A 21669-nucleotide genomic window follows, 5' to 3' on the forward strand; every position below is an offset into this window, starting at 1 on the left:
CTCGCCGTAGCGGTCGACGATCCGGTGGCTGATGCGGAAGACGGAGGACCAGCGCAGCGCGGAGACGCGGGTGGGTGTGGGTGCCAGCCGGTCGACCACGGCCTGGATGTGGGACAGCTCCGGCGCCCGGCTGCCCTCCAGGCCGTGCGCCACGCCGTCGCCGCTCGCGTCGCCCCCCTGCGCGGAGAGCTCCGGCGGGACCGTCATCGACATGCGGTAGCGGCCCGTGCCGGGCAGCGGGATGCAGACCAGCGCGTCGTCGGTCGAGCCGTCCTCGGCGTGGCGCAGGGACCGCAGGCCGTAGCCGTACGGCAGGTCCCAGTCGGCCTCGACGTCGCCCAGCATGTACTCCTCGGGGAAGGCCCCGCCCTCGAAGCCGAGGCCGAGACCCTTGCGGACGGTGCTGTGCGCGCCGTCGCAGCCGATCAGATAGCGGGTGCGCAGCTCCTCGTCCTCGCCGGAGGCGGTCCGCAGCCGGGCGGTCACCCCGTCCTCGTCCCGGGTGAAGGACAGCAGCTCGGTGCCGCGTTCGATGGTGGTGTCCAGGCCCGCGACGTACTCCTCCAGGAGGCGCTCGGTCTCGTACTGCGGCAGCGCGGCGAATCCGTACGGCACCTCGGGGGGCAGCGCGAGCTCGATCCGCGCGACCTCCCGGCCGTTGACATGGATCAACTGGCCGCGCAGGGGGACGGCGGCCTCCAGGACGGAGCGGGCCAGCCCCATCCGGTCCCAGATCTCCAGGGTGCGCGGCTGGATGCCGACCGCCTTGGCGTACGGAAGGCGGGCCGGCAGCCGGTCGATGATGCGGCAGGGCACCGCGCGGCGGCGGAGTTCGGCGGCCGCGCTCAGCCCCACGGGGCCGGCGCCCACGATCAGTACGTCGGTTGTACGGGCGTGTGCCACGGGTGCCTCCCTGAACACCTGGCCCCCGGACCGGTCCGTACACCATGGTGACCCGGTGGCGTGACCCGCGCCACATACGTCTCGCGCGCCCCGCAGTACGCTGGTCCCATGCTTTCGCTCGTACGCCGTCGCCACGTGGACTTCGTCCGCGTCACGAGCATGGGCTGTCGGCGCTCCGCCTGACCTCGTAGCCCCCCTCTCCACTTCAGGCACCCGCGCCCCCGCCCCACCCCTGGCGGCGCGCCCGGGCCCCGTAACACCCCGCGGACGCACACCATGACGCAGACCTCGTACAGCTCCCAGCTCCCCATCGTCGACCTCGCCGCCGCCGACCGCGGCCCCCAGGCCCGGCGACTGCTCCACGCGCAGCTCCACAGTGCCGCTCACGACGTCGGCTTCTTCCAGCTGATCGGGCACGGTGTGACCGAGGACGAGACCCGGGCGCTCACCTCCGCCATGCGGGCGTTCTTCGCGCTGCCGGAGGCCGACCGGATCGCCCTCGACACCACCAACTCGCCGCACTTCCGCGGCTACACCCGCATCGGCGACGAGCGCACCGGCGGCTCCCGCGACTGGCGCGACCAGCTCGACATCGGCGCCGAGCGCCCCGCGCACGTCCCCGGCCCCGGCGAGGCCCCGTACTGGTGGCTCCAGGGCCCGAACCAGTGGCCCGCCGCCCTCCCCGAGCTGCGGCTCGCCGCCCTGAACTGGGTCGAGCGCCTCAGCAGGGTCGCCGAGCGGCTGCTGCAGGAGCTGCTGGCCTCGATCGGCGCGCCCGCCGACTTCTACGACGACGTCTTCGGTGACCGGGCCCACCCGCACCTGAAGCTGGTGCGCTACCCGGGAAGCGCCGATGACGGCGCCGACCAGGGCGTCGGCGCCCACAAGGACTACGGCTTCCTGACGCTGCTCCTTCAGGACCACGTAGGCGGCCTCCAGGTGGAGCGCGAGGACGGCGCCTTCCACGACGTACCGCCGCTGCCCGGCGCGTTCGTCGTCAACCTGGGCGAGCTCCTCGAAGTGGCGACCAACGGCTATCTGATCGCCACCAACCACCGGGTGGTCTCCCCGCCCGCGGCGACGGAGCGCTACTCCGTCCCGTTCTTCTACAACCCGCGGCTCGACGCCCGGATCGCCCCGCTGCCGTTCCCGTTCGCCTCGACGGCGCCCGGGATCACGACCGACCCGGCGAACCCGCTGTTCGCCGAGTACGGCCGCAACGAGCTGAAGGGCAAGCTGCGCGCCCACCCGCTGGCCGCGGCCCGCCACCACGCGGACCTGCTGCTCGCGGACGAGCGCCCACTCGCAACCGCCTGACCCCACCCACCACCTACGCCCCGAGCTGACCGGGGCCCCGGACACGGCTGAGCCCGCCCGGGGCCCCGCCCCGGGGCCTGACATGGCGGAGCCCGGCCCCCGCGGTCGCGGAGCCGGGCTCGGGCGGGGCGGGCTGTGCGGGCGCGCCCCGGTACGCCTGTGCGGGATCAGCCCGCGAACGCCGCCAGGTCGGCGTAGCCCGCGATCTCCTGCGGGTCGCGCCGGCCGGGACCGATGTAGCGCGCCGAGGGCCGCACCAGGCGTCCCGTGCGCTTCTGCTCCAGGATGTGCGCCGACCAGCCGGCCGTACGGGCGCAGCTGAACATCGACGTGAACATGTGCGCCGGGACCTCGGCGAAGTCGAGCATGATCGCGGCCCAGAACTCGACGTTCGTCGCGAGGACGCGGTCGGGGCGGCGGTTGTGCAGCTCCTCCAGGGCGGCCTTCTCCAGCGCCTCCGCGACCTCGAAGCGCGGCGCGCCGAGCTCCTTGGCCGTACGGCGCAGGACGCGGGCGCGCGGGTCCTCGGCGCGGTAGACGCGGTGGCCGAAGCCCATCAGACGCTCGCCCCGGTCGAGGGCCTGCCGCACGTACGCCTTGGCGTCGCCGGTCCGCTCGATCTCCTCGATCATGCCGAGGACGCGGGACGGGGCGCCGCCGTGCAGCGGACCGGACATGGCGCCGACGGCGCCGGACAGGGCCGCGGCCACGTCCGCGCCGGTGGAGGCGATGACGCGCGCGGTGAACGTGGAAGCGTTCATGCCGTGCTCGGCGGCCGAGGTCCAGTACGCGTCGACGGCCTTGACGTGCTTCGGGTCGGGCTCGCCGCGCCAGCGGATCATGAACCGCTCGACGACCGACTCGGCCTTGTCGATCTCGCTCTGCGGCACCATCGGCAGACCCTGGCCGCGCGCAGACTGGGCGACGTACGAGAGCGCCATGACGGCGGCCCGGGCGAGGTCCTCGCGGGCCTGCTCGGCATCGATGTCGAGGAGGGGCTTGAGGCCCCATACGGGGGCGAGCATGGCGAGCGCGGACTGGACGTCGACGCGGATGTCGCCGGAGTGCACGGGGATCGGGAACGGCTCGGCCGGCGGCAGACCGGGGTCGAAGGCCCCGTCGACGAGCAGGCCCCAGACGTTGCCGAACGAGACGTGACCGACCAGATCCTCGATGTCGACGCCGCGGTACCGAAGAGCGCCGCCCTCCTTGTCAGGTTCGGCGATCTCCGTTTCGAACGCGACGACTCCCTCGAGTCCGGGTACGAAGTCGGACATCAGGCGGCTCCTCTATCGATGATCAATCATCCGGGTGTTGGTCGGGAATCAACAGTCATCCAGCGGAAGAGTCTGTACGGTTCCGATGATGCGGGGAAGCGTGACATCCGGCACACTGCGCCGATCCGGCGAGTAAGGGTTAGCGGACAGCCGTGCCGGGCAGACTGCGTCTCTGCGGCAGGATGGCCTCTGTGACAGACGCTCTCGATCCCGCCGACATGCGCGAGCAGTACCGCACCACGGAGCTGACTGTGGCCGACCTCGCCCCCGAACCGATCGAACAGTTCACGCGCTGGTTCAAGGAGACCGCCACCAACCCGGCGATCCACGAGCCGAACGCGATGGTCGTCTCGACCGCGGCCCCCGACGGCCGCCCGTCCTCCCGCACGGTGCTGCTGAAGCACTTCGACGAGGCCGGCTTCGTCTTCTACACGAACTACGGCTCCCGCAAGGGCACCGAGCTGGCGGCCAATCCGTACATCTCGCTGCTCTTCCCCTGGCATCCGCTGGCCCGCCAGGTCATCGTCACGGGCCGGGCGGTGCGCACCGGCCGGGACGAGACGGTCGCCTACTTCCGCACCCGCCCGCACGGCTCCCAGCTGGGCGCCTGGGCCAGCCACCAGTCCTCGGTGATCGAGTCCCGCGAGGAACTCCTGACCCGTTACGAGGAACTGGCCGCACGCTACCCGGACGACGAGCAGGTTCCGGTACCGCCGGAGTGGGGCGGCTTCCGGGTCGTGCCGGAGACGGTGGAGTTCTGGCAGGGCCACGAGAACAGGCTGCACGACCGGCTGCGGTACGTGCGGGCGGAGGACGGCGACGACTGGCGCGTGGAGCGCCTCTCACCCTGACGCCTTCGCCGCCTCCGTGAGCGCCGTCTCCACCGCGTGCGGGATGTCCGTGACCGGGAACTGCGCGTGCCGTACGGTCCGCTCCCGGTCCACGACCAGGACCGCGCGCTTGAGCCGCAGGGCCTGTCCCGCGCGGAAGGTCGGCAGTCGGAGCGCCGCCGAGAGCCGGGCGTCCATGTCGGACAGCAGCGGGAAGGGGATCTCCTCGGCGGCGGCGAAGGTCCGCTGCTCGTCGGGGCGCTGGGTGGAGACTCCGTGGACGGCGACGCCGGCGGCCGTGAACCGCTCGTACGCGTCCCTGAAGAGCCGGTTCTCCAGTGTGCAGCCGACCGTGCCGGGGATGTCGTTCCAGCCCTCGGGCAGCGGGCTCGGCCGCCCGGTCGCGGGGTAGCAGAAGAGCACGGTGGCGGTGGCTTCCGGGTCCACCGGGTCCCGCTCGTCGCCGGTGTGCGCGGGCAGCGTGAGGCGCGGCAGCCGGGTCCCGGGGAGCTCGTGGACGCGGTGGGCCTCGGCGCTGTGCTCGTCGGCGGAGGCGGTGAGGGTGCCGTCGCCGAGCAGCCAGCGGTCGGACCAGTCCTGCATCGCGACCAGGACGGGGAGCAGGGCGCGGCCTGCGGGGCTGAGCCGGTACTCGTACCGCACCGGCCCCTCCTGGTAGGGCACCTTGTCGAGCACGCCGCTGTCGACCAGGTGGTTCAGTCGCTCGGCGAGCACCTTGCGGGAGATGTCGAGCTCGCGCTGGAGCTCGTCGAAGCGGTGCCGGCCGCGGGCGGTCTCCCGGACGAGCAGCAGGCTCCACCAGTCGCCGACGACGGCGGCGGCCTGGGCGATCGCGCAGGCGGCGTCGCGCTCGGGCACGGCTCGGGCCATGGTCTCCTCCTCGGTCGGTCGACCGCTCCATCTTGCGCCATCGAGTGAGTTCCCGATAGAAACTCACAGTAAGTTTCCAATCGGAACTCACTGATCGATTCACGGGGGAGGGGATCGCCCACATGCCCATAGCCTGGGCAACCGTCTGGCGCACCTGGCAGATGACCCGCCGCGCCTATCCATGGACCTACGCCGTCGGCACGGTCCTCCCGGCCGCGCTCGCCATCTCGCTCGCGTACCTCGGCTATCACGCAATCGGCGGCGGAGCCGTCGCCGGCGACTTCGCCGAAGGCAGCGGCACCACCGCCTACCTCGCCTACATCGTCGTCGGCGCGACCGCCTTCCAGTTCACCGTCCGGCTCATCCTCTGGTCCGCGAAGGCCCTGATCACCGAGCAGCGGCAGGGCACCCTCGGCGCCCTCCTCATCGCACCGGCCGGCCGCTTCCCGTACCTCGTCGGCTTCACCGCCTTCGCCGTCCTCAGCAGCCTCGTGGAGTTCCTCGCCCTGGGCGTCGTCGTCGCCCTGCTCCAGATCTCCGTCCCGGTGGCCTCCGTGACCGGCCTGCTCCTCGGCGGCCTCGCGCTGATCGGCGCGGTCTTCGCGCTCTCCGTCGGGCTCGGCGGCCTCATGATCGCCGCCGGTGAGGCGCACATCTCCCAGAACACCGTCTTCATCGTCCTCGGCCTGGTCGGCGGCTTCACCTTCCCGCGCACCTACCTGCCCGAACCCCTCCAGTGGTTCGCCGAAGTACTCCCCACCACCGCGGCGACGGACGTCCTGCATGCGGCGACCACCGGCGGGCAGCCGCTGACCGACCTCCTTCCGAGGCTGGCCGTCTGCGCGCTGCTGAGCGGCGCCTACCTGTTCCTGGGCCTGAGGTGCCTGCCGTGGGCCGAGGCCCGCGCCGTAGAAAGGACGTACTGACATGACGGGCATTCAGGTGCGCGCGCTGCGCAAGGACTTCCCGGTACGCGACAAGGGGCCCTTCGGCCCCCGCAGCCTCAAGAAGGCCGTCGACGGCCTCGACCTCGACATCCCGCCCGGCCGGATCACCGGCCTTCTCGGCCTCAACGGCGCCGGCAAGACCACCACCATCAAGATCCTCGCCACCCTGCTGCGTCCGACCTCGGGCGCGGTCACGGTCGACGGCCTCGACACGGTCGCCGACGCCCGCGCCGTACGCCGCCGCATCAACCTCATCGCGGGCGGCGAGCGCATGGTCTACACCCGGATGACCGGCCGGGAGAACCTCTGGTACTTCGGTCAGCTCTACGACGTCCCGAAGCGCGAACTGCGCACCCGGATAGACGAGTTGCTGACACTGGTCGGCCTGTCGGACGCGGCGGACACCATGGTCGAGCGCTACTCGCGCGGCATGACCCAGCGCCTCGCCATCGCCCGCGGGCTGATCAACCGGCCCGCCTACCTCCTGCTCGACGAGCCCACCCTCGGCCTGGACGCCCCGATCGCCCGCGACCTGCGGCGCGTCGTCGCCCGCCTCGCCGAGGAGGGTACGGGCGTCCTGCTGACCTCCCACTACCTCGCCGAGGTCGAGGAGCTCTGCGGCCATGTGTACGTCATCTCCGCCGGCCGTCACCTCGCGGAGGGCAGCCCGGCGGAGCTGAAGGCGGCCACCGGCAGTCACCGCACGATCCGCCTGACGGTCACCAACCCGAGCGAGGCGACGGCCGCGGTGGCCGCGCGTCTCGGCGCGAGCTCCGAACTCCTGCCCTCCGGAGCCGAGTTGATCACCCTGCGCCATCCGGACGACATGGCGGGCCCGCTGACGGCCGCGATCGTCGGGGCGGGCGGCTCGATCGGAGGCCTGGAGATCGCCGAGGCCAGCCTGGAGGACGCGATCCTCGCGCTCGCCGAGACCGGCGAGGAGGCCCTCGTATGAACCACGCCGTCCGCGTCTTCGCGGCGGAGGCCCTGAAACAGCACCGCCGTCTCTTCGGCCAGCCCCTCGTCGTCTTCTCGATGCTGGTCTGGCCCGTCCTCCAACTCGCCACCACCTACTACACGTTGCGCCCCGTCGCCACGGCCTCCCCGGCCGCCGCGAACTGGCCGCTCGCCGCCGACCCCGACCGGCTCCTCGCCTTCCTGGCCACCGGCACCCTCGCGTACGCCTTCTTCTTCTCCCTCGTCCAGAGCGCCTGGCACCTCTCCTTCGAGCGCGCCACCGGCACCCTGGAACTCCTCTTCCTCTCCCCGGCCGGACGCCTCACCCTCATGCTCGCCAACGGTGCCGGCGCCCTGCTCCAGAACGCCTGGCTCCTCACCTGCTTCACCGTCGCCGCCCTCACCGGCTTCGGCGCGCTGTCGGTCTCGGCCTGGTGGATGTACGGCATCGTCTTCCTCGCCCTGCTGATCCCGGCGGTCGCGTGGGGAGCGTTCCTCAACAGCCTGCTGGTCTTCTCCCGGGACTCGGCGTTCCTGTACACGATCCTCGACGAGCCGCTCTGGTTCGTCTCCGGCGTGCGCCTCCCGCACTTCGCCCTGCCCGCGGCGATCCAGATCGTCGGCGCCGTCTTCCCGCTCACCGGCAGCCTGATCGCGGTCCGCGGAGCCCTCCTCGAACACCGCACCCTCACGGAGCTGGCCCCGACGCTCCTGGGCCTCGCCGCCCTGAGCGCGCTCCTGCTCGGCGCGGCCGCGGTGATCCTGCGGGTGGGCGAGGCCAGGTCCCAGCGGACGGGCAGGCTCTCGCTGGCCTAGGACCCGCCCGGCGGAGAACGCAGACGACCCGTGGGCCTTGGTCCCGTCCGCTCGAGTTCGGACGAGAGCCGGCCGGACTACCGGCGGCCCACGGGTCGGGTGACTGCTTGGGTTTCGGCAGGTGGCCTGCCGAGGTGCACAGAGTGCGACGGCAGGCCGTTAGCCCGCAGTCACCTCACGAATCCGAAAAGAAATCATGTTCTCGGATCACCTCCTTTCGCGTGTGCTCCACACCATAGGAAGCGTTCCGCGAAGCCTCAAGCGATTTATTCTCCGATTTCCCGGCGGGCCCGCCGGGCCGGCGCGGGCGGCCGCATCCCCCGTGTTCGTTTCCGGGACGCAACGATTTCATGGAACCGGGTGTGTCCTGCGTCACGTTCAAGTTGAATGATCGGGGGCGTGCGGGTGCACGCGACGTACACCGTCCTGCAGGGGGTGCCGGGATGAGTGCTGCCAGGAGTGAGACCACGTCCGTGCCGGGTGACGATCTGCTCGCCGCGTTGCTCGACGGGATGGACGCGGCGCTCTGCGCATTCGACGCCGGCGGGACCGTCACGCACTGGAACAAGGAGGCCGAGCGGATCCTCGGCTGGTCCGCCGGGGAGGCCGTCGGACGGCGCGGGTTCGAGGGGTGGGCCGCGCGGCGGGCCGACGCGGCCCAGGCCCTGGAGCGGCTGATGGCCGCGATGGCGGCGCCGGGGCGGCTGGTGCACGAGTTCGCGCTGGTACGGAAGGACGGCGGGCGGGTTCTCGTACGGACGCAGTCGGCCGGGGTGCGCGGCGCGGACGGCAAGCCCGCCGGGGTGTACTGCGCGTTCAGCGAGGTGCACGCGCAGATAGATCTGGAGCGTTCGATCGCGCTCAGCGAGGCGCTCTTCGAGGACGCGTCCTGGGGTGTCGTCCTCGTCGACGTGGACCTGCGGCCCACCACCGTGAACGGGCATGCCGCCCGGGCGATGGGCGGGGGCCGCACCACACTGCTCGGCCGGCCGCTCGGGGAGCTGATCGTGCAGGGCGTCGAGGAGCTGGAGGGTGCGCTCCAGCACGTGCTGGCGGAGGGTGCGCCGCGGGCCCTGGCCGAGGTGTGGGTGACGCTGCGCACCGCGGAGGGCGACCGGCGGCGGTGCTGGCGCAGCGGCTTCGTACGGCTGTCGTCACCGCTCGCGGAGGAGCCGGTGCCGCTGGGCGTGGGGTGGCTGTTCCAGGACGTCACCGAGGAGCGGCTCGCGGAGCAGGAGGCGGACCGGCTGCGGTTCCGGTACAGCCAGTTGCACCGGGCGGGCGTGGCGGCGGCCGAGTGCGAGGACCCGAGGGAGGCGGCGACGGTGCTGCTGGACTTCGCGCTGGCCGGGTTCGCCGACCACGCGCTGGTGGACGTGGCGGTGGGGGATCGGCGGCTGGTCCGTGTGGCGGCCACCCCGGGGGGCGAGCCCGGCCCGGTCGTCCCGGTCGCGGGCGGCGGCATTCCGGTGCGGTACCCGGCGGGTCACCCGGTCCTCCAGGCGGTGTCCCGTACGGGCCCGGTGCGCGCGTCGGCCGCGGCGGCGAGCCCGAAGGGCGCGGAGGAGTGGGCGGCGGAACGCCACTGGCCGCGCGACGCGGTCCACGCGCTGTGCCTGCCGCTCCGCAGCCGGGGCCGCACGGTCGGCGCGGTGACCTTCCTCCGCGGCGCCTCCCGCACGGCCTTCGAGCGCCCGGACGCGGTCTACGCGGAGGCGGTGGCGGTCCGTGTGGCGTCGTCCCTGGACCTGGCGACCGTGGTCACCCCGCCGACGCCGTGACGAACGGCCACCACCCCGTCCTCTACGCCGTCGCCAGGGCCAGCGTCGGGGACAGGCGGGAGGCGCGGACCGCCGGGTAGAGGCCCGCCACCGTGCCGATCGCCAGCGTCGCCGCGAATCCGCCGCCCACCGCCCACAGCGGCACCACCCACGGCAGCCCGCCCGTGGACGCGTACACGCCCGTCGCCGCCGCGCCCAGCGCCACACCCGCGAGGCCGCCGAGGCCCGACAGCATCAGGGACTCCGTCACGAACTGGATCCTGATCTGCCCCCGCGTCGCGCCCAAGGACCGCCGCAGCCCGATCTCGTGGCGGCGCTCCAACACCGAAATGATCATGGTGTTGGCCACCCCGACCCCACCCACCAGGAGCGCGATCCCGCCCAGCCCGAGCAGCAGCGTCGAGAACGCCCCTTCCGTCGCCGCCTTCGCCTTGAGCGCCGACGAAGGGTCGCCGACCGACACGTTCTGCGGGTTCTGCGGGTCGATCGTCGGGGCCAGGAGCCGCTGGACGTCCCGTACGGACGCGTCCGTGGACCGCTCGTACACCGCCGTCGGATGCCCGTCGAAGCCCAGGAGCGGCCCCGCGCCCTCCCAGCCGGCCAGCGCCGAGCGTTCGATCTCGGGGGCGAGCGGCAGCGGGTCGAGGACGCCGATCACGGTGAAGTACCGGTCGTCGATCCACACCTGCTGCCCCGGCCGGGTGATGCCCAGCCGCTCGGCCGCGACATGGCCCAACACCACGGATGGATAGCGCCCGTTGGCGGCGTTCAGCCACGTCCCGGACGCCATCCCGCCGCGCAGGACGTCGAGCAGTCCCTCCGTCGCCGCCTTCACCGAGATCCCGCCGGTCTCGGCCTCCGGGATCTTCTCGGAGCGGCGTACGGAGCTCTTGAGGTCCCCGGTGCCGGCGGCCTCCTCGACCCCGGCGATACGGCCGACCATGCCCACCGCGTCCTTGGGCAGCTTGACCTCCTGCCCGCTGAACATCCCCTCGCCCGGCTCGGCGACCAGCATGTTCGTGCCGAGCGCGTCGAGCTGCCGGAGCAGCTGGGCCTGGCTGGAGGCCGAGATGCCGACGACCGCGATCATCGTGGCGATGCCGATGGCGATCCCCAGCGCGGAGAGCGCGACCCGTACGGGTCGGCTCCGCAGCCCGGCGGAGCCGACATGGAGGACGTCACGCGGGCCGAGCCGGGCCGCCGAGAGTTTCGTACGGGACATCAGGCCGCCCCCTCTCCGCCACCGGAGCGGGGGGCCGCGGCATCGGCGCCCATCCACGCACCACGGGGTCCACACGCGGACCCCCCACCTCCTCCGTCACCGACACGGTCCGCGGGGCCCACACGGAACCGCCCGTCGCCCCCGCATCCCGTGTCCCCCACCACACGTCCGTCCCGGATCCTGACCTGGCGGGGCAGGCGGGCCGCGATCTCGCCGTCGTGGGTGATCACCGCGATCGTCGCGCCCTCCGCGTTCAGGTCGTGCAGCAGCTTCATCACCGCCTCGCCCGACGCCGAGTCCAGCGCGCCCGTCGGTTCGTCGGCGAGCAGCAGGGCCGGTTCGCCGACCACCGCGCGGGCGATGGCGACCCGCTGCTTCTGCCCGCCCGACAGCTCGTGCGGCCGGTGCTTCATCCGGTCGGCGAGCCCCACCCGGGCCAGCGCGTCGGCGGCCATCCTCCGGCGGCGGGCCCGGGGCAGCCCCGAGTACAGCAGCCCCTCGGCCACGTTCTCCAGCGCCCCCACGCCCGGCACCAGGTGGAACGCCTGGAAGACGAAGCCGATACGACGCGCCCGCAGCGCCGACAGCCTGCGGTCCGTCAGGGAGGCCACGTCGTGCCCGGCGATCTCGACCGTTCCGGCGCTGGGCCGGTCCAGGGTGCCGACGATGTGCAGCAGCGTCGACTTTCCGGAGCCGGACGGTCCGACGATCCCGAGCAACTCCCCTTCCCCGATGGTGAGATCGACGCCGTCGAGGGCCCGGACGCCGCCCGCGTACTCCTTGGTGACCCCGGAGAGTCGTACGACCGTGGTCATGCGGACGGCACCCCGACCTTCATGCCCTCGCGCAGCCCGTCGCCGCTGACCTCGACCCGGCCCTGCCCGAACATGCCGAGCTCGACCTCCACGTCCCTGGCCGTCCCGTTCTCGACGACCTGGACGCCGAAGCCGCCACCGGGCAGGGCGAGCAGCGCGTTGACGGGTACGGACAGGACGTCCCGGCGGGTCTCGCCGGTGAGGTCGACGGTGACCGGGGACTGGTCGACGCCCTTGACCTTCGCCGGGTCGTCGAAGGAGACCGTGACGGGGATCTTCGGGGTCCTGTCCTGCGGGTCGTCGCCGACCTTCGCGGTCTTCCCGACCGCCGACACCTTCCCGGGCAGCTCCGTTCCGTCCGGCAGCAGGACCTTCACCCGGGTGCCGGCCTTCGCCGACGGGGCGTCCGAGACCGGGAGTTCGAAGCGTACGACCCGCTCGGAGCCGGTCACGGTGAGCACCGGACCGCCCGGTGCGACCCGGTCGCCGGGCGAGGCGCCCGCCTCCTTGATCCGTACCGCACTGCCCGCGAAGGCGATCTGCTCCGGGCCGACCGTGCCGGTCTGCTTCAGCTCGTGGGACTTCTGCCAGCGCTTGACGGCGGCCGCGGTCTTCGCGGTGTACTCCTCGTCGACGTCGAAGCCGGTGTACCCGAGGGCGGCGAGGTTCTCCTCCAGCTGGTGGACGTCCTTGCCCTTGTCGCCGGTCCTGAGCGTCCTGTACATGGGTTCGGCGCCGTACATCAGCCGGACCGGGCTGCCCTCGACCTCGTACAGCCGCCCGTCGCGTTCGACGACCGAGCCGGCGCCCGCGACCCAGGTGAGGATCCCGGCCGGGCCCGCGTTGATCTTCCGCTCGCCGAGGTGGCCGAGGGTGCCGTCCTGCTGGGAGCTGTTGCTGAGGTCGCCGCGGGTGACGGGTGCGGTGGCCTTCGGCAGCCCCTTGGAGTCGGCGGTGACCTCGGGCTTGTCAGGAGCGGTCAGGGCGGTGACGGCCGCCCCGCCGCCGGCGACCGCGACGATCGCCACCAGGGCGACGACGAGCCTGCGCCGGCTCATCGGGCCACGCTCTCGCACGCCTTGGCCGCCTTGTCGAACTTCTGCTTCTCGGCGCCCTTCGGTATCGGCATCGCGGCCTGCGCGCCGCCGTCGAACTTCGGATCGGGCATGTTGAAGCCGTTCTCGCGCATGCACTTCGCGTACGCGAGGGCCTTGTCCTTGTCGGCCTGCGTGGGCTCCTTGCCGAGACCGGCGCCGCCGCCCTTGCCCCGGCACGCCTTGAACGCCTTCTCCATCTTCTCCTTCGACATCCCGTCGCCTCCGATGGTGAGCCCGACGCCCTGCTCGCCCGGCTTGGGCTCGGGCACGTCGAGGCCCTGCTCGCGCAGGCACTTGCGGTGCTCGAAGGCCTGGTCGGCCTTCTTGCCCTCCTCGTTCGCCTCGGGGGCGTCGTCGCCGCCGGAGCAGGCGGCCGTGAACAGGGAGAGGGCGGCGAACGAGGCCGCGGCGGCCAGCTTGGTCTTGCGTGAGGTCGTCATGGGCGGGAGCGTGCCGCGAAGGGATGTTTCGCTTCTCTCAGCGGATGGGTTAACACCGGCGAAAGGTCCCCTTCGGATACACAGGGGCCATGCGCGTACTGGTGGTGGAGGACGAGGCGTTTCTCGCCGAGATGATCGCCGAGGGGCTGCGCCGCGACGCGCTCGCCGTGGACGTCGCGGCCGACGGCCTCGAAGCGCTGCGCAAGCTGCAGCTCGGCGAGTACGACGTCCTCGTCCTGGACCGCGACCTGCCCGGGATGCACGGCGACGACGTGTGCCGGCGGGTGGTCGAGCAGCGGCTGATGACCCGGGTGCTGATGCTGACCGCGGCGGGGACGGTACGGGACCGGGTCGAGGGCCTCGGTCTCGGCGCCGACGACTACCTGACCAAGCCCTTCGCGTACGACGAGCTGCTCGCCCGGGTCCTGGCGCTGGGCAGGCGTGCCAGGCCCGCGCTGCCTCCCGTCCTGGAACGGGCCGGGCTCGTCCTCGACACCGCGCGTCGCCAGGCCAGCCGGGACGGGCGCCATCTGCACCTGTCGCGGAAGGAGTTCGCGGTCCTGGAGGCGCTACTGCGGGCCGAGGGAGCGGTGGTGAGCGGCGAGGACCTGATCGAGCAGGTCTGGGAGGAGCACACGAGCTACCGCACGAACGCCGTGCGGGTCACGCTGAGCAAGCTGCGGGCGAAGCTCGGTGAGCCGCCGGTGGTGGAGACGGTGCCGGGCGCGGGCTACCGGATCTCGTCATGAGGCGGGTGATGACGGGGGAGCGGTCCCGGCTGACGGTCCTGTACGGCGGGCTCCTGCTGCTGGCGGGCGGGCTGCTGACGGGTGTGGTCTATCTGCTGGTGAAGGAGGGCCTGTACTCCTCGATCAGCGTGGCGATCACCGGCGCGGTGCCCGCGCGGCGGCTGGAGGACCTGCCGACGGCGTTCCCGACGGCCTACCGGAGCGCCGTGCCGGCGAGCCCCGCTCCGACGGTGCCCGGCCAGGTCTCCGCCGAGACGCTCACGGTGGCGCGGACGGTCAGCGACGCGGCGGAGTCCGCGGCCCTGGAGCGGCTCCTGACGGTCTCGCTGATCGTCCTCGCCGTGTACGCGGTCCTCTCGGTCGCGCTGGCCTGGTGGATGGCGGGCCGGGTGCTCCGGCCGGTGGCCGTGATCACCGAGACGGCGCGTCGGCTGTCGGGCGAGAACCTGCACGAGAGGATCGCGCTGGAGGGCCCGCCGGGCGAGCTGAAGCGGCTGGCCGACACCTTCGACGTGATGCTCGGCCGGATGGAACGGCTGGTCTCCGCGCAGCAGCGCTTCGCGGCGAACGCGGCGCACGAACTGCGCACGCCGGTCGCCGTGCAGCGGGCGGCGGCCGAGATCGGGCTCGCGGGGGAGCCGTCCCCGGAGCGGGTCGCCCGGATCAGGGGGAAGTTGATCGAGGTCGCCGACGACAGCGAACGGATCATCGAGGGGCTGCTCCTGCTCGCCGCCTCCGAGGAGGGGCTGCGGGAGCGGCGGCCGGTGGCGGTGCACGAGGTGGCCCGCGAGGCGGTGGACGCGCTGGCGGCGGAGGCCGCGGAGCGCGGGGTGGCGGTCACGGTACGGGCCCGGCCGCTGACGGTCGACGGCGACGCGGTGCTGCTGGACCGGCTGGTCCACAACCTGGTGGTGAACGCCGTGCGCCACAACTTTCCCGACGGCCGTGTGGAGGTCCGTACGGGCCCGGACATCGGCATCGAAGTGACGAACACCGGCCCCGAGGTTCCGCCCGACACGGTCCCGCTCCTCTTCGAACCCTTCCGCCGCCTGACGGCCCGCACCCAGGCCCCCGACGAGGGCGCGGGCCTGGGTCTCTCGATCGTCGACTCGATCGCCCGGGCCCACGACGCCACCACGGAGGCGTTCCCGAACCGGCAGGGCGGTGGCCTGACGGTACGGGTGCGGTTCGCGGCGTGCGGCTGAGTCCCGGACGAGAGTCAGTCGTCGCTGCGGAACCGGCGCCCGATCTCGATGTCCTTCTCCAGCGCGCTCAGCCGTGGCGGGGTCCTGGACGGGTCCAGAACCACTACATGAAGCCGGTCGCCCGCCGCCGGGGGCGGCACCTCCTCCGACCACCACGAGGGATGCTTGACCTGGTCGATGAAGCCCTCCCCGCCGTCCGCGGTTTCCATCGTCACGAACGATCCCACCATGGTCACCGCCTTGATCACCACGTCGAACTCCTCGTGAATCCTGACCACGCCGTCATCCCTTCTCGCCGTACGGAATCCATGTCCGCTTCATGACCAGCTCGTTGAACCGGTCGAGCTTGTCCACCGGAATCGCCCACTCGATCCGTGGTGCACCGTTCTTCCCGTTCGTGTCGTGCACCTTCATGTACTCGGAGCTGGTGAACTCCTTCAGGAAGTCCGGGTGCATGTCGTACCGCACCATGCCGTTCGCGAAGTTGACCCCGCCGTTCGGGCTCCAGTACTCGGCGGCCACGTCCCGCTCACCGAAGTAGATCTTTCCATCGGTGAGGTAGCCGTGGCCCATGTCCACTCCCTTCTGGTGGTTCGCGGGGTTCGGGCCGTGCTCCTTCTCGTACTCCTTGTCCTTGTGCTTCGGCGTCCGGTAGATCGGGAAGGTCGGGCACTCCGGGGCCAGGCCGAGGTGGTCCGTCCAGGTGTGCGGGTTGTGGACGTACGTGAACGGGTTGGCGGCCGGCGAAAGACCCAGCGGGTCGGAGGTGAGGTAGCGCGCCACCTCGGGGTCGTAGTGCCGGAAGTGGTTGTAGTTGAGGCCCGTCTCCGGGTCGAAGTACTGGCCCGGGAACCGCAGCGGGGTGTAGGCGACGCTGTCCGCCGCCCAGGTCGTCGTGCCCCACAGGGTGGTGCGGGTGCGCCAGGCCGTCTCGCCGTTCTCGTCGAGCAGCTCCCTCGGTGTGCCCACGAGATCGGTGACGATCGCGAAGAAGCGGCGGTCGACCTCGTCCTGACCGGCGAGGTGCTCGGTCTGGGCGACGGGACGTGTCCCCTGGTGGTCCCAGGTGAGGGCGACCGGACGGGGCAGCTCCGCGGAGGTGGTCACCTGCTCGCACAGGAGCAGCCCGTCCCAGGTGAAGTCGGTCCGCTCGACCACCTCGCCCGCGTCGTCCAGCCGCTGCTTGGCGACCCGTCGGCCGAACGGGTCGTAGAGGTAGCGCCAGCGCGTCCCGTCCGGGGTGACGACCCCCACGAGCCTGTCCTCGGCGTCCCAGTCGTAGCTCCAGGTCTCCACCTTGCCGGAGAGGTGCGCCTTCCGGCGCAGGGTGACCCGGCCCTGGCCGTCGTGCTCGTAGCGGACCCGGCCGGCGCGTTCGACACGGGTGCCGGTGTAGGTACGCGCGCCTGTCGCCTCATGGCCGGGGTGGGAACGGGGCCAGTCGGCCTCGGTCTGGTTGCCTGCCTCGTCGTACGCGTAGCGCTCGCTCCAGCCCTCCGCGTGGACCGCGGTCACCCGGCCGACGGCATCCAGGTCGAAGGTCCGTCGGCCGGTGTGCTGGTCGTCCGTGGAGAGGAGGGTGTGGTCGGCGCGGTAGCCGTAGTCGCGGTGGTGGAGCCTGCGGCCGGCCGCGTTCCGCACCGACTGGGTCGTCAGACGGCCCAGCTCGTCGTAGGCGTGCGCGAGGGTGAACACACCGCCGAAGTCCCGGGTGGTCTCGTGCCCGGCAGCGTCGTAGCCGAAGCCGATCGTGCGACCCGCCGTGGTCAGCCGGGTGCGGTTGCCCGCCGCGTCGAAGGCCCAGTGGCTCGTCGCCCCGACCGGCGTGGTGCGGGCCGTACGACGGCCCATCGCGTCGTACGTGTGCGTCAGCGTGCGCCCGTTGACGGACTCCGCGACCGTCCGGCCCCGCTCGTCCCGGGTCATCGACAGGGCGACATCGGGAGCGGTGGCCGCGAGGAGCCGCCCGCACACGTCGTAGTCGAAGGCGGTGATCCGTCCCTCGGCGTCCTTGCGCACCATCCGCCCGAGGGCGTCGTGCTCGTAACGGACCTGCTGCCCCAGCGCGTTGGTACGGCTGGTCGTCCGGCCCACCGCGTCGTGCGCGTACCCGACCGTGCGGCCGTCGAAGTCGGACTCGCCGACCAGCCGGCCCGCCGCGTCGTAGGAGTAGTTCCAGGTCAGCCCCTGGGGGTTGACCACCTGGGTGAGACGCCGCTCGGTGTCGTGCACGAACTCGTGCCGCACTCCGTCCGGAGCGGTGCGGGAGCGCATGAGGTCGAAGTGTGTGTACGTGAACCGCGCGACGCCGCCCAGCGCGTCGGTGTGGGTCAGGCAGTTGCCCTCCCCGTCGTACGTCCAGCTCTGCTCGGACCCGTCGGCCTCGACCCGGCGGGCGAGCAGACCTTCGGTGGTCCATTCGAAGGAGACCGTGTGCCCGAGCGGCCCGTCGACGGCGACGGTCCGCCCGAAGGCGTCGCGGCGGTAGCGCGTGACGGCGCCCAGGGGGTCGGTGACCGCCAGGGGCAGACCGTGCGGATCGCGGTCGATGACCGCGGTGTGGCCCAGGGCGTCCGTCACCGACACGGGCGCGCCAGACCCGTCGTACACGAAGGTGGTCGTGGCGCCGTTCTCATCGGTCGACCGGACGCGGTTGCCGCGCGCGTCGTACTCCTGGCGCAGCTCCACACCGTCCGGAAGCACGGTGGTCAGCGGCAGGTCGAGGTCGTTGTAGACGCAGGAGAGCGCGGTCCCGTCGGGATTGCGCACGGCGGTCAGGTTCCCGCGCTCGTCCCAGTCGAGACGGGTGGTGTGGCCCAGCGCGTCCGTGCGGCTGAGCAGGTTGTCGTGGCGGTCCCAGCTCTGATGGACGGTGTTGCCGAGCGGGTCGGTCGTCGCGACGACCTGGAGGTGCTCGTTGAAGCGGTGGACCGTGGTGGCGCCGGTCGAGTCGGTGTAGCGCGTCACCCGGTTCTCCGGGTCGTACGCGAACGTGGAGGAGAGGAAGCCGTCCGGGCCGATGGTGCGGACGACGCGGCCCGCGTCGTCGTACGCGTAACGGAACGTGGAGTCGTTGCGGTCGGTCCAGGACGTGATCCGGTCGTCCTCGTCGTAGCCGAACCTCAGCGCCAGACCGGAGGAGTTGACGACCGCGTCGAGGTTGCCGCGCTCGTCGTAGCCGTACGTCAGGAGCGTGACCGGGCCGTCCTGCCCGCGCAGCGCAAGGCCGGTGACGCGCTGCGCCTCGCTGTGGACCTGGACGGTGTATCCACCGCTGTGGGTGACGGCGGTGGGGGAGCCGTCGGGGCGGCGGGAGAACACGACGTGGTTGTCGTTGCGGTCGCGGATCTCGGCGAGCCAGTAGCCGATGGACGCGCGGTAGGGACTGCCGGTGAAGGTACGGATCAGGCCGGTGTGCGGATCGCTGACCGTGTACACGGTCTCGTCCTCGTGCTGCCCGCCGTGGGCGAGGGGCAGCCGGTCACCCTCCAGGGGCAGCACGGGCTCACCGCCCGGCCGCGGCAGCTCTGGATAGACGAGCAGGGAGCCGTCCTCGCGGGCCCATACCGCGCCCGCGCCGAAGGGGTCGAGTTCGAGCCGCTCGTCCAGACTGGATGCCCAACTGCGGCCGAACCACTGACCGTTGCGGTACTCCGACAGATGGGTGCGGCGCAGCACCAGCGGCAGGACGCCGGGCAGCGCCAGGTCCGTCTGCGGCAGGGTCATCTCGCCGGTCACGACGTCGACCGGGTCGTTCTCGCACACGGTCTTGTCGAGGGAGATGGCATTGCGGCGCGGCTCGTCGCGCGCGCCGCGCAGCGGCTCGGGCCGCGTCCGGTCGGAGCCGGGGTTCTTGCTGTTCGGACCGTCGTCGACCGTGCTCTTCCGGTCCCTGCCGCCCTTGTCGTCGTCCTGTTTGCGTTCGCGGGCGAGGCGGTCGCGGATGTCGTCGTCGTTGTTCTTGTGGTCCTTGGATATCTGCCGGACGGCCCTGGGCAGGGTCTCGCCGACGTGGTCGCCCATGGTCTTGGCGGACTTCACCAGCGCGCCCATGGCCTTCTCGATGACCGGGTCCAGCGCGTCGGCGATGTCGTCCCGGCCCTTGTTGCGCCCCTGCGCCGTCTTCGCCTTCGTCAGCTTGCCGGCGGTCTTGCCGTGGATGCCGACGCTCACACCGTTCAGCTTCGTACCGGCGTTGTCGTGTTCCTCGTGCTCGATGTGGAAGCCCTTGCCCTTGCCACCACCACCACCGCCGGCGGAGGCGAGGTTCAGGCCCTCCTTGGCCCCCTGCACGCCCTCGTTGAATCCGTCCTTGCCGGCCTGCTTGGCCTGGTCGACGTCGACCCCGTCCTGCAGTCCCAACGCGGTCGCCCCCAGCTGGACCACGAGATCGGCGGCCATGCCCTCCAGCGCCGCCACCGCCGGCTCGGTCATCACCCCCACGATGTGACCGACGGCCTCCTCCATCGCCCCCGTGATCAGCTTCAGCAACTGCTTCTTCGTGAACGCGATCGCACCCGCGCCCAGCAGCGCCGACAGACCACCGGTCACCGGTATCAGCGCCATCGCCAGACCGGTCTGACCGGCCAGGATCCCGAGCTCCGCGACCGCCTTCCACTTCATGGCCTCGATCGCACCCGCCGCCATGTCCAACGCGCCCGCGATGGTCCGGGCCGCGGAGACCATGTCCTTCAGATGCTTGCCCTTGACCTTGCCCCAGTGCTCGTTCAGCGCCTCCAGCGCCTCACCGTGCCCCGACGAAAGCAGCCGCTCCATATGGTTGTTGGCGAGCTGACCGTCGTCCGCGAGGTCGTCCGCGAACTCCCGCAACGCGTCCGCCATGTCCCGGTAGGCGTCCTCGTCGACGTTCGGCCAGTTCACCCCCACCAGATCCAGCAGCGTGTCAGCCCAATCCGGCACCGTGACAGCCACGATTCCCATCCCCCGTTGCTTGTTGCCACCAGCAAAGGTTGAACACACTAGTCGTACGGGAGTTCCAGGGCGACGCCCGGCCGTGCGGGTGCCGGTGGTCTCAGACCCGGGCGGCCCTCGTCTCCCCCGCACGGCGGAGGCGGTTCGTCGCCGTGGACGAAGTGCGGCGAGGGGGGCCCGACCAGCATGGACGTCATGACGACGACCGCATCCCTCACCGCCCTTGCCCCCGCCCCTGTTTGGGCCCGACGCGCCGCGCATGCCATCGCGCTGTGCGCCCTTCCGTCCGGCCTGTGGCGCGTCGCCATGGCGTCCGGGGTCTACGTGGGCTACAGCGACCAGGTGTTGCGCGACGTCTTCGACATCCCGGGCTGGGGCGTCGCGTACGTCATCGGCCTCTCCGTCCTTGCCGAGGTGGCCGCGCTGTTCCCGCTGCTGCTCGTCAGCGACCGGTGGCGGCCGCTGGCTCCCCGAACCCTCGCCGCCGCGTCCTGGACCGCCTCGGCCGTCCTGGTCCTGCTGGCGCTGTGGCAGCTCGTGGTCGCGTTCACCGTCGAGAGCCGGACGTACATGGAGAGCGGTACGGCGCAGACCGTCTGGTGGTTCGTCTTCGCCCCGCTCTTCGCCATCCCGGCCCTGATGACCGCGGTGACCTGGTCGTACGCGAGGCGGCATCGGACTCGTGCCCGGGCCTGACCCGGCGACGTACGCGCGGCAGGGCCCGGTCCACCGCTCAGTCCCGGATCCAGTTCTCCTCCATCAGATCCGTCGCGGCATGGGTGTGCCGCACGCGGAACACCGACGCCCGCACCCTCCGCCGGCGCCACGGGCGTTGCGGTCCGAGGATCAGTTCCCCGAGCCCGCCCCAGTAGGTCGAGGTCGGGTTGTCCGGGTCGTACGCGACATCGGCCTCCTTCGCCGTCCGCGCCGTCACCCCGCAGGCGTCCAGAACGGCCCGGGGGTCACCGTCCAGTGACCACAGCGACGTGTCGTCCTCGCAGGGCCAGCCCTCGGAGTGCACGGGCTCGAAGCCCGGAACCACCCAGGCGGCCTCCTCGTGGGTCTCACCACGGTCCACCGACGCCCCGCCGACGATCTTCGCACCAGGGAACCGCTCCGCCAGTTCCTTGACCTGCTCCAGTACCGGCCACGAGTTTCCGTCGTCCGCGAGAGCGGGGTCCGAGATGCCGATCACGTTCCCCCACACCCCGACCTGGATCCACTCCAGGTCGGCGCGTGTCCGCAGCGAGAATCCGTCGCTGATGTTGCGTTCCCCGTGATACTCCAGCACCTGGTCGATCGTCCCGAAAGACGCGGCGAACTCCCGCGCCCGTTCAGGGTCATTGGGCGGCCACTCCTGTGAGTGGTCCGGAAACGGTGGCAGCACGAGCGTGATCGTGTAGGTCCCCGACCCCCGCACCGGTGCCTGCGGCGGGCAGGTCCAAAAGCTGTTCTCCGTCATGTTCGTCACCGTAGCCCCACAAACACTC

19 protein-coding genes are annotated in these 21669 nt (G+C 71.9%); 9 read left to right on the forward strand and 10 right to left on the reverse strand.

Annotation, left to right across the window (positions count from 1 at the left end):
- The coding region (locus tag ACFQ7Q_RS02205; RefSeq protein WP_383548601.1) for an FAD-dependent monooxygenase at window positions 1-903 on the reverse strand (903 nt) is incomplete at its 3' end.
- A 276-nt stretch (window positions 904-1179) separates the two neighbouring features.
- Here ACFQ7Q_RS02205 and ACFQ7Q_RS02210 point away from each other — a divergent pair.
- A complete protein-coding gene (locus ACFQ7Q_RS02210; RefSeq protein ID WP_383548604.1) occupies window positions 1180-2220 on the forward strand; it encodes an isopenicillin N synthase family dioxygenase in 1041 nt (346 codons plus the stop codon).
- A 167-nt stretch (window positions 2221-2387) separates the two neighbouring features.
- Here ACFQ7Q_RS02210 and ACFQ7Q_RS02215 read toward each other — a convergent pair whose 3' ends face one another.
- On the reverse strand, window positions 2388-3497 hold the full coding sequence (locus ACFQ7Q_RS02215; protein WP_383548607.1) for a citrate synthase 2: 1110 nt from the start codon (window positions 3495-3497) through the stop codon (window positions 2388-2390).
- A 218-nt stretch (window positions 3498-3715) separates the two neighbouring features.
- Here ACFQ7Q_RS02215 and pdxH point away from each other — a divergent pair, with 218 nt between their 5' ends.
- On the forward strand, window positions 3716-4348 hold the full coding sequence (pdxH, locus tag ACFQ7Q_RS02220) for a pyridoxamine 5'-phosphate oxidase (protein ID WP_383548720.1): 633 nt from the start codon (window positions 3716-3718) through the stop codon (window positions 4346-4348).
- Here the strand turns inward: pdxH and ACFQ7Q_RS02225 are convergent.
- Window positions 4340-5218: a winged helix-turn-helix transcriptional regulator gene (locus ACFQ7Q_RS02225; protein WP_383548609.1), complete on the reverse strand. Its 879-nt coding sequence runs from the start codon at window positions 5216-5218 to the stop codon at window positions 4340-4342. The two genes, pdxH and ACFQ7Q_RS02225, sit on opposite strands and share 9 nt — an antisense overlap.
- Window positions 5219-5340: 122 nt before the next feature.
- Here ACFQ7Q_RS02225 and ACFQ7Q_RS02230 point away from each other — a divergent pair, with 122 nt between their 5' ends.
- From ACFQ7Q_RS02230 to ACFQ7Q_RS02245, 4 genes are all read left to right on the forward strand, one after another.
- The gene (locus ACFQ7Q_RS02230) at window positions 5341-6144 is read left to right on the forward strand and encodes an ABC transporter permease (protein WP_383548612.1); all 804 of its coding nucleotides are present in this window, start codon (window positions 5341-5343) and stop codon (window positions 6142-6144) included.
- Window position 6145: 1 nt separating this feature from the next.
- On the forward strand, window positions 6146-7120 hold the full coding sequence (locus ACFQ7Q_RS02235) for an ABC transporter ATP-binding protein (RefSeq protein WP_383548614.1): 975 nt from the start codon (window positions 6146-6148) through the stop codon (window positions 7118-7120).
- Entirely contained in the window at window positions 7117-7938 is an 822-nt protein-coding gene (locus ACFQ7Q_RS02240; RefSeq protein WP_383548617.1) for an ABC transporter permease, read from the forward strand. The genes ACFQ7Q_RS02235 and ACFQ7Q_RS02240 overlap by 4 nt, the downstream gene beginning before the upstream one ends.
- A 443-nt stretch (window positions 7939-8381) precedes the next feature.
- Window positions 8382-9719, forward strand: a complete 1338-nt coding sequence (locus tag ACFQ7Q_RS02245; RefSeq protein WP_383548620.1) for a PAS domain-containing protein — start codon at window positions 8382-8384, stop codon at window positions 9717-9719.
- A 22-nt stretch (window positions 9720-9741) separates the two neighbouring features.
- Here ACFQ7Q_RS02245 and ACFQ7Q_RS02250 read toward each other — a convergent pair whose 3' ends face one another.
- Genes ACFQ7Q_RS02250 through ACFQ7Q_RS02265 form a run of 4 tightly spaced genes read right to left on the reverse strand, consistent with a single transcriptional unit; the run spans window position 9742 to window position 13293 of the window.
- Window positions 9742-10941, reverse strand: a complete 1200-nt coding sequence (locus ACFQ7Q_RS02250; RefSeq protein ID WP_383548623.1) for an ABC transporter permease — start codon at window positions 10939-10941, stop codon at window positions 9742-9744.
- Entirely contained in the window at window positions 10941-11756 is an 816-nt protein-coding gene (locus tag ACFQ7Q_RS02255; protein ID WP_383548625.1) for an ABC transporter ATP-binding protein, read from the reverse strand. Before ACFQ7Q_RS02255 ends, ACFQ7Q_RS02250 begins: the two co-directional genes overlap by 1 nt.
- On the reverse strand, window positions 11753-12814 hold the full coding sequence (locus ACFQ7Q_RS02260) for a peptidoglycan-binding protein (RefSeq protein WP_383548628.1): 1062 nt from the start codon (window positions 12812-12814) through the stop codon (window positions 11753-11755). Before ACFQ7Q_RS02260 ends, ACFQ7Q_RS02255 begins: the two co-directional genes overlap by 4 nt.
- Window positions 12811-13293 (reverse strand): hypothetical protein, encoded by a 483-nt coding sequence (locus ACFQ7Q_RS02265; protein ID WP_383548630.1) that lies wholly within the window; start codon window positions 13291-13293, stop codon window positions 12811-12813. Before ACFQ7Q_RS02265 ends, ACFQ7Q_RS02260 begins: the two co-directional genes overlap by 4 nt.
- A gap of 89 nt (window positions 13294-13382) precedes the next feature.
- Here ACFQ7Q_RS02265 and ACFQ7Q_RS02270 point away from each other — a divergent pair, with 89 nt between their 5' ends.
- Together ACFQ7Q_RS02270 and ACFQ7Q_RS02275 are read left to right on the forward strand one after the other, a co-directional pair.
- Window positions 13383-14042: a response regulator transcription factor gene (locus ACFQ7Q_RS02270; protein WP_383548632.1), complete on the forward strand. Its 660-nt coding sequence runs from the start codon at window positions 13383-13385 to the stop codon at window positions 14040-14042.
- Window positions 14039-15247, forward strand: coding sequence for an ATP-binding protein (locus ACFQ7Q_RS02275; RefSeq protein ID WP_383548634.1), 1209 nt, complete (start codon window positions 14039-14041; stop codon window positions 15245-15247). The genes ACFQ7Q_RS02270 and ACFQ7Q_RS02275 overlap by 4 nt, the downstream gene beginning before the upstream one ends.
- 14 nt (window positions 15248-15261) lie before the next feature.
- On the opposite strand, the gene ACFQ7Q_RS02280 is transcribed toward ACFQ7Q_RS02275, so the two are convergent.
- Window positions 15262-15525 (reverse strand): hypothetical protein, encoded by a 264-nt coding sequence (locus ACFQ7Q_RS02280; protein ID WP_383548637.1) that lies wholly within the window; start codon window positions 15523-15525, stop codon window positions 15262-15264.
- A gap of 4 nt (window positions 15526-15529) precedes the next feature.
- Window positions 15530-20179 carry a DUF6531 domain-containing protein gene (locus ACFQ7Q_RS02285; protein ID WP_383548640.1) on the reverse strand — a complete coding sequence of 1550 codons (4650 nt, stop codon included), beginning with the start codon at window positions 20177-20179 and terminating at the stop codon, window positions 15530-15532.
- 186 nt (window positions 20180-20365) lie between these two features.
- Between ACFQ7Q_RS02285 and ACFQ7Q_RS02290 the strand changes: the two genes are divergently transcribed.
- A complete protein-coding gene (locus ACFQ7Q_RS02290; RefSeq protein WP_383548643.1) occupies window positions 20366-20875 on the forward strand; it encodes a hypothetical protein in 510 nt (169 codons plus the stop codon).
- A 37-nt stretch (window positions 20876-20912) separates the two neighbouring features.
- Here ACFQ7Q_RS02290 and ACFQ7Q_RS02295 read toward each other — a convergent pair whose 3' ends face one another.
- Window positions 20913-21641: a DUF6333 family protein gene (locus tag ACFQ7Q_RS02295; protein ID WP_383548646.1), complete on the reverse strand. Its 729-nt coding sequence runs from the start codon at window positions 21639-21641 to the stop codon at window positions 20913-20915.
- Window positions 21642-21669 lie beyond the last annotated feature (28 nt).

It is taken from the genome of Streptomyces sp. NPDC056527 (assembly GCF_042794475.1).
In the GTDB taxonomy this organism is placed as follows: Bacteria; Actinomycetota; Actinomycetes; order Streptomycetales; family Streptomycetaceae; genus Streptomyces.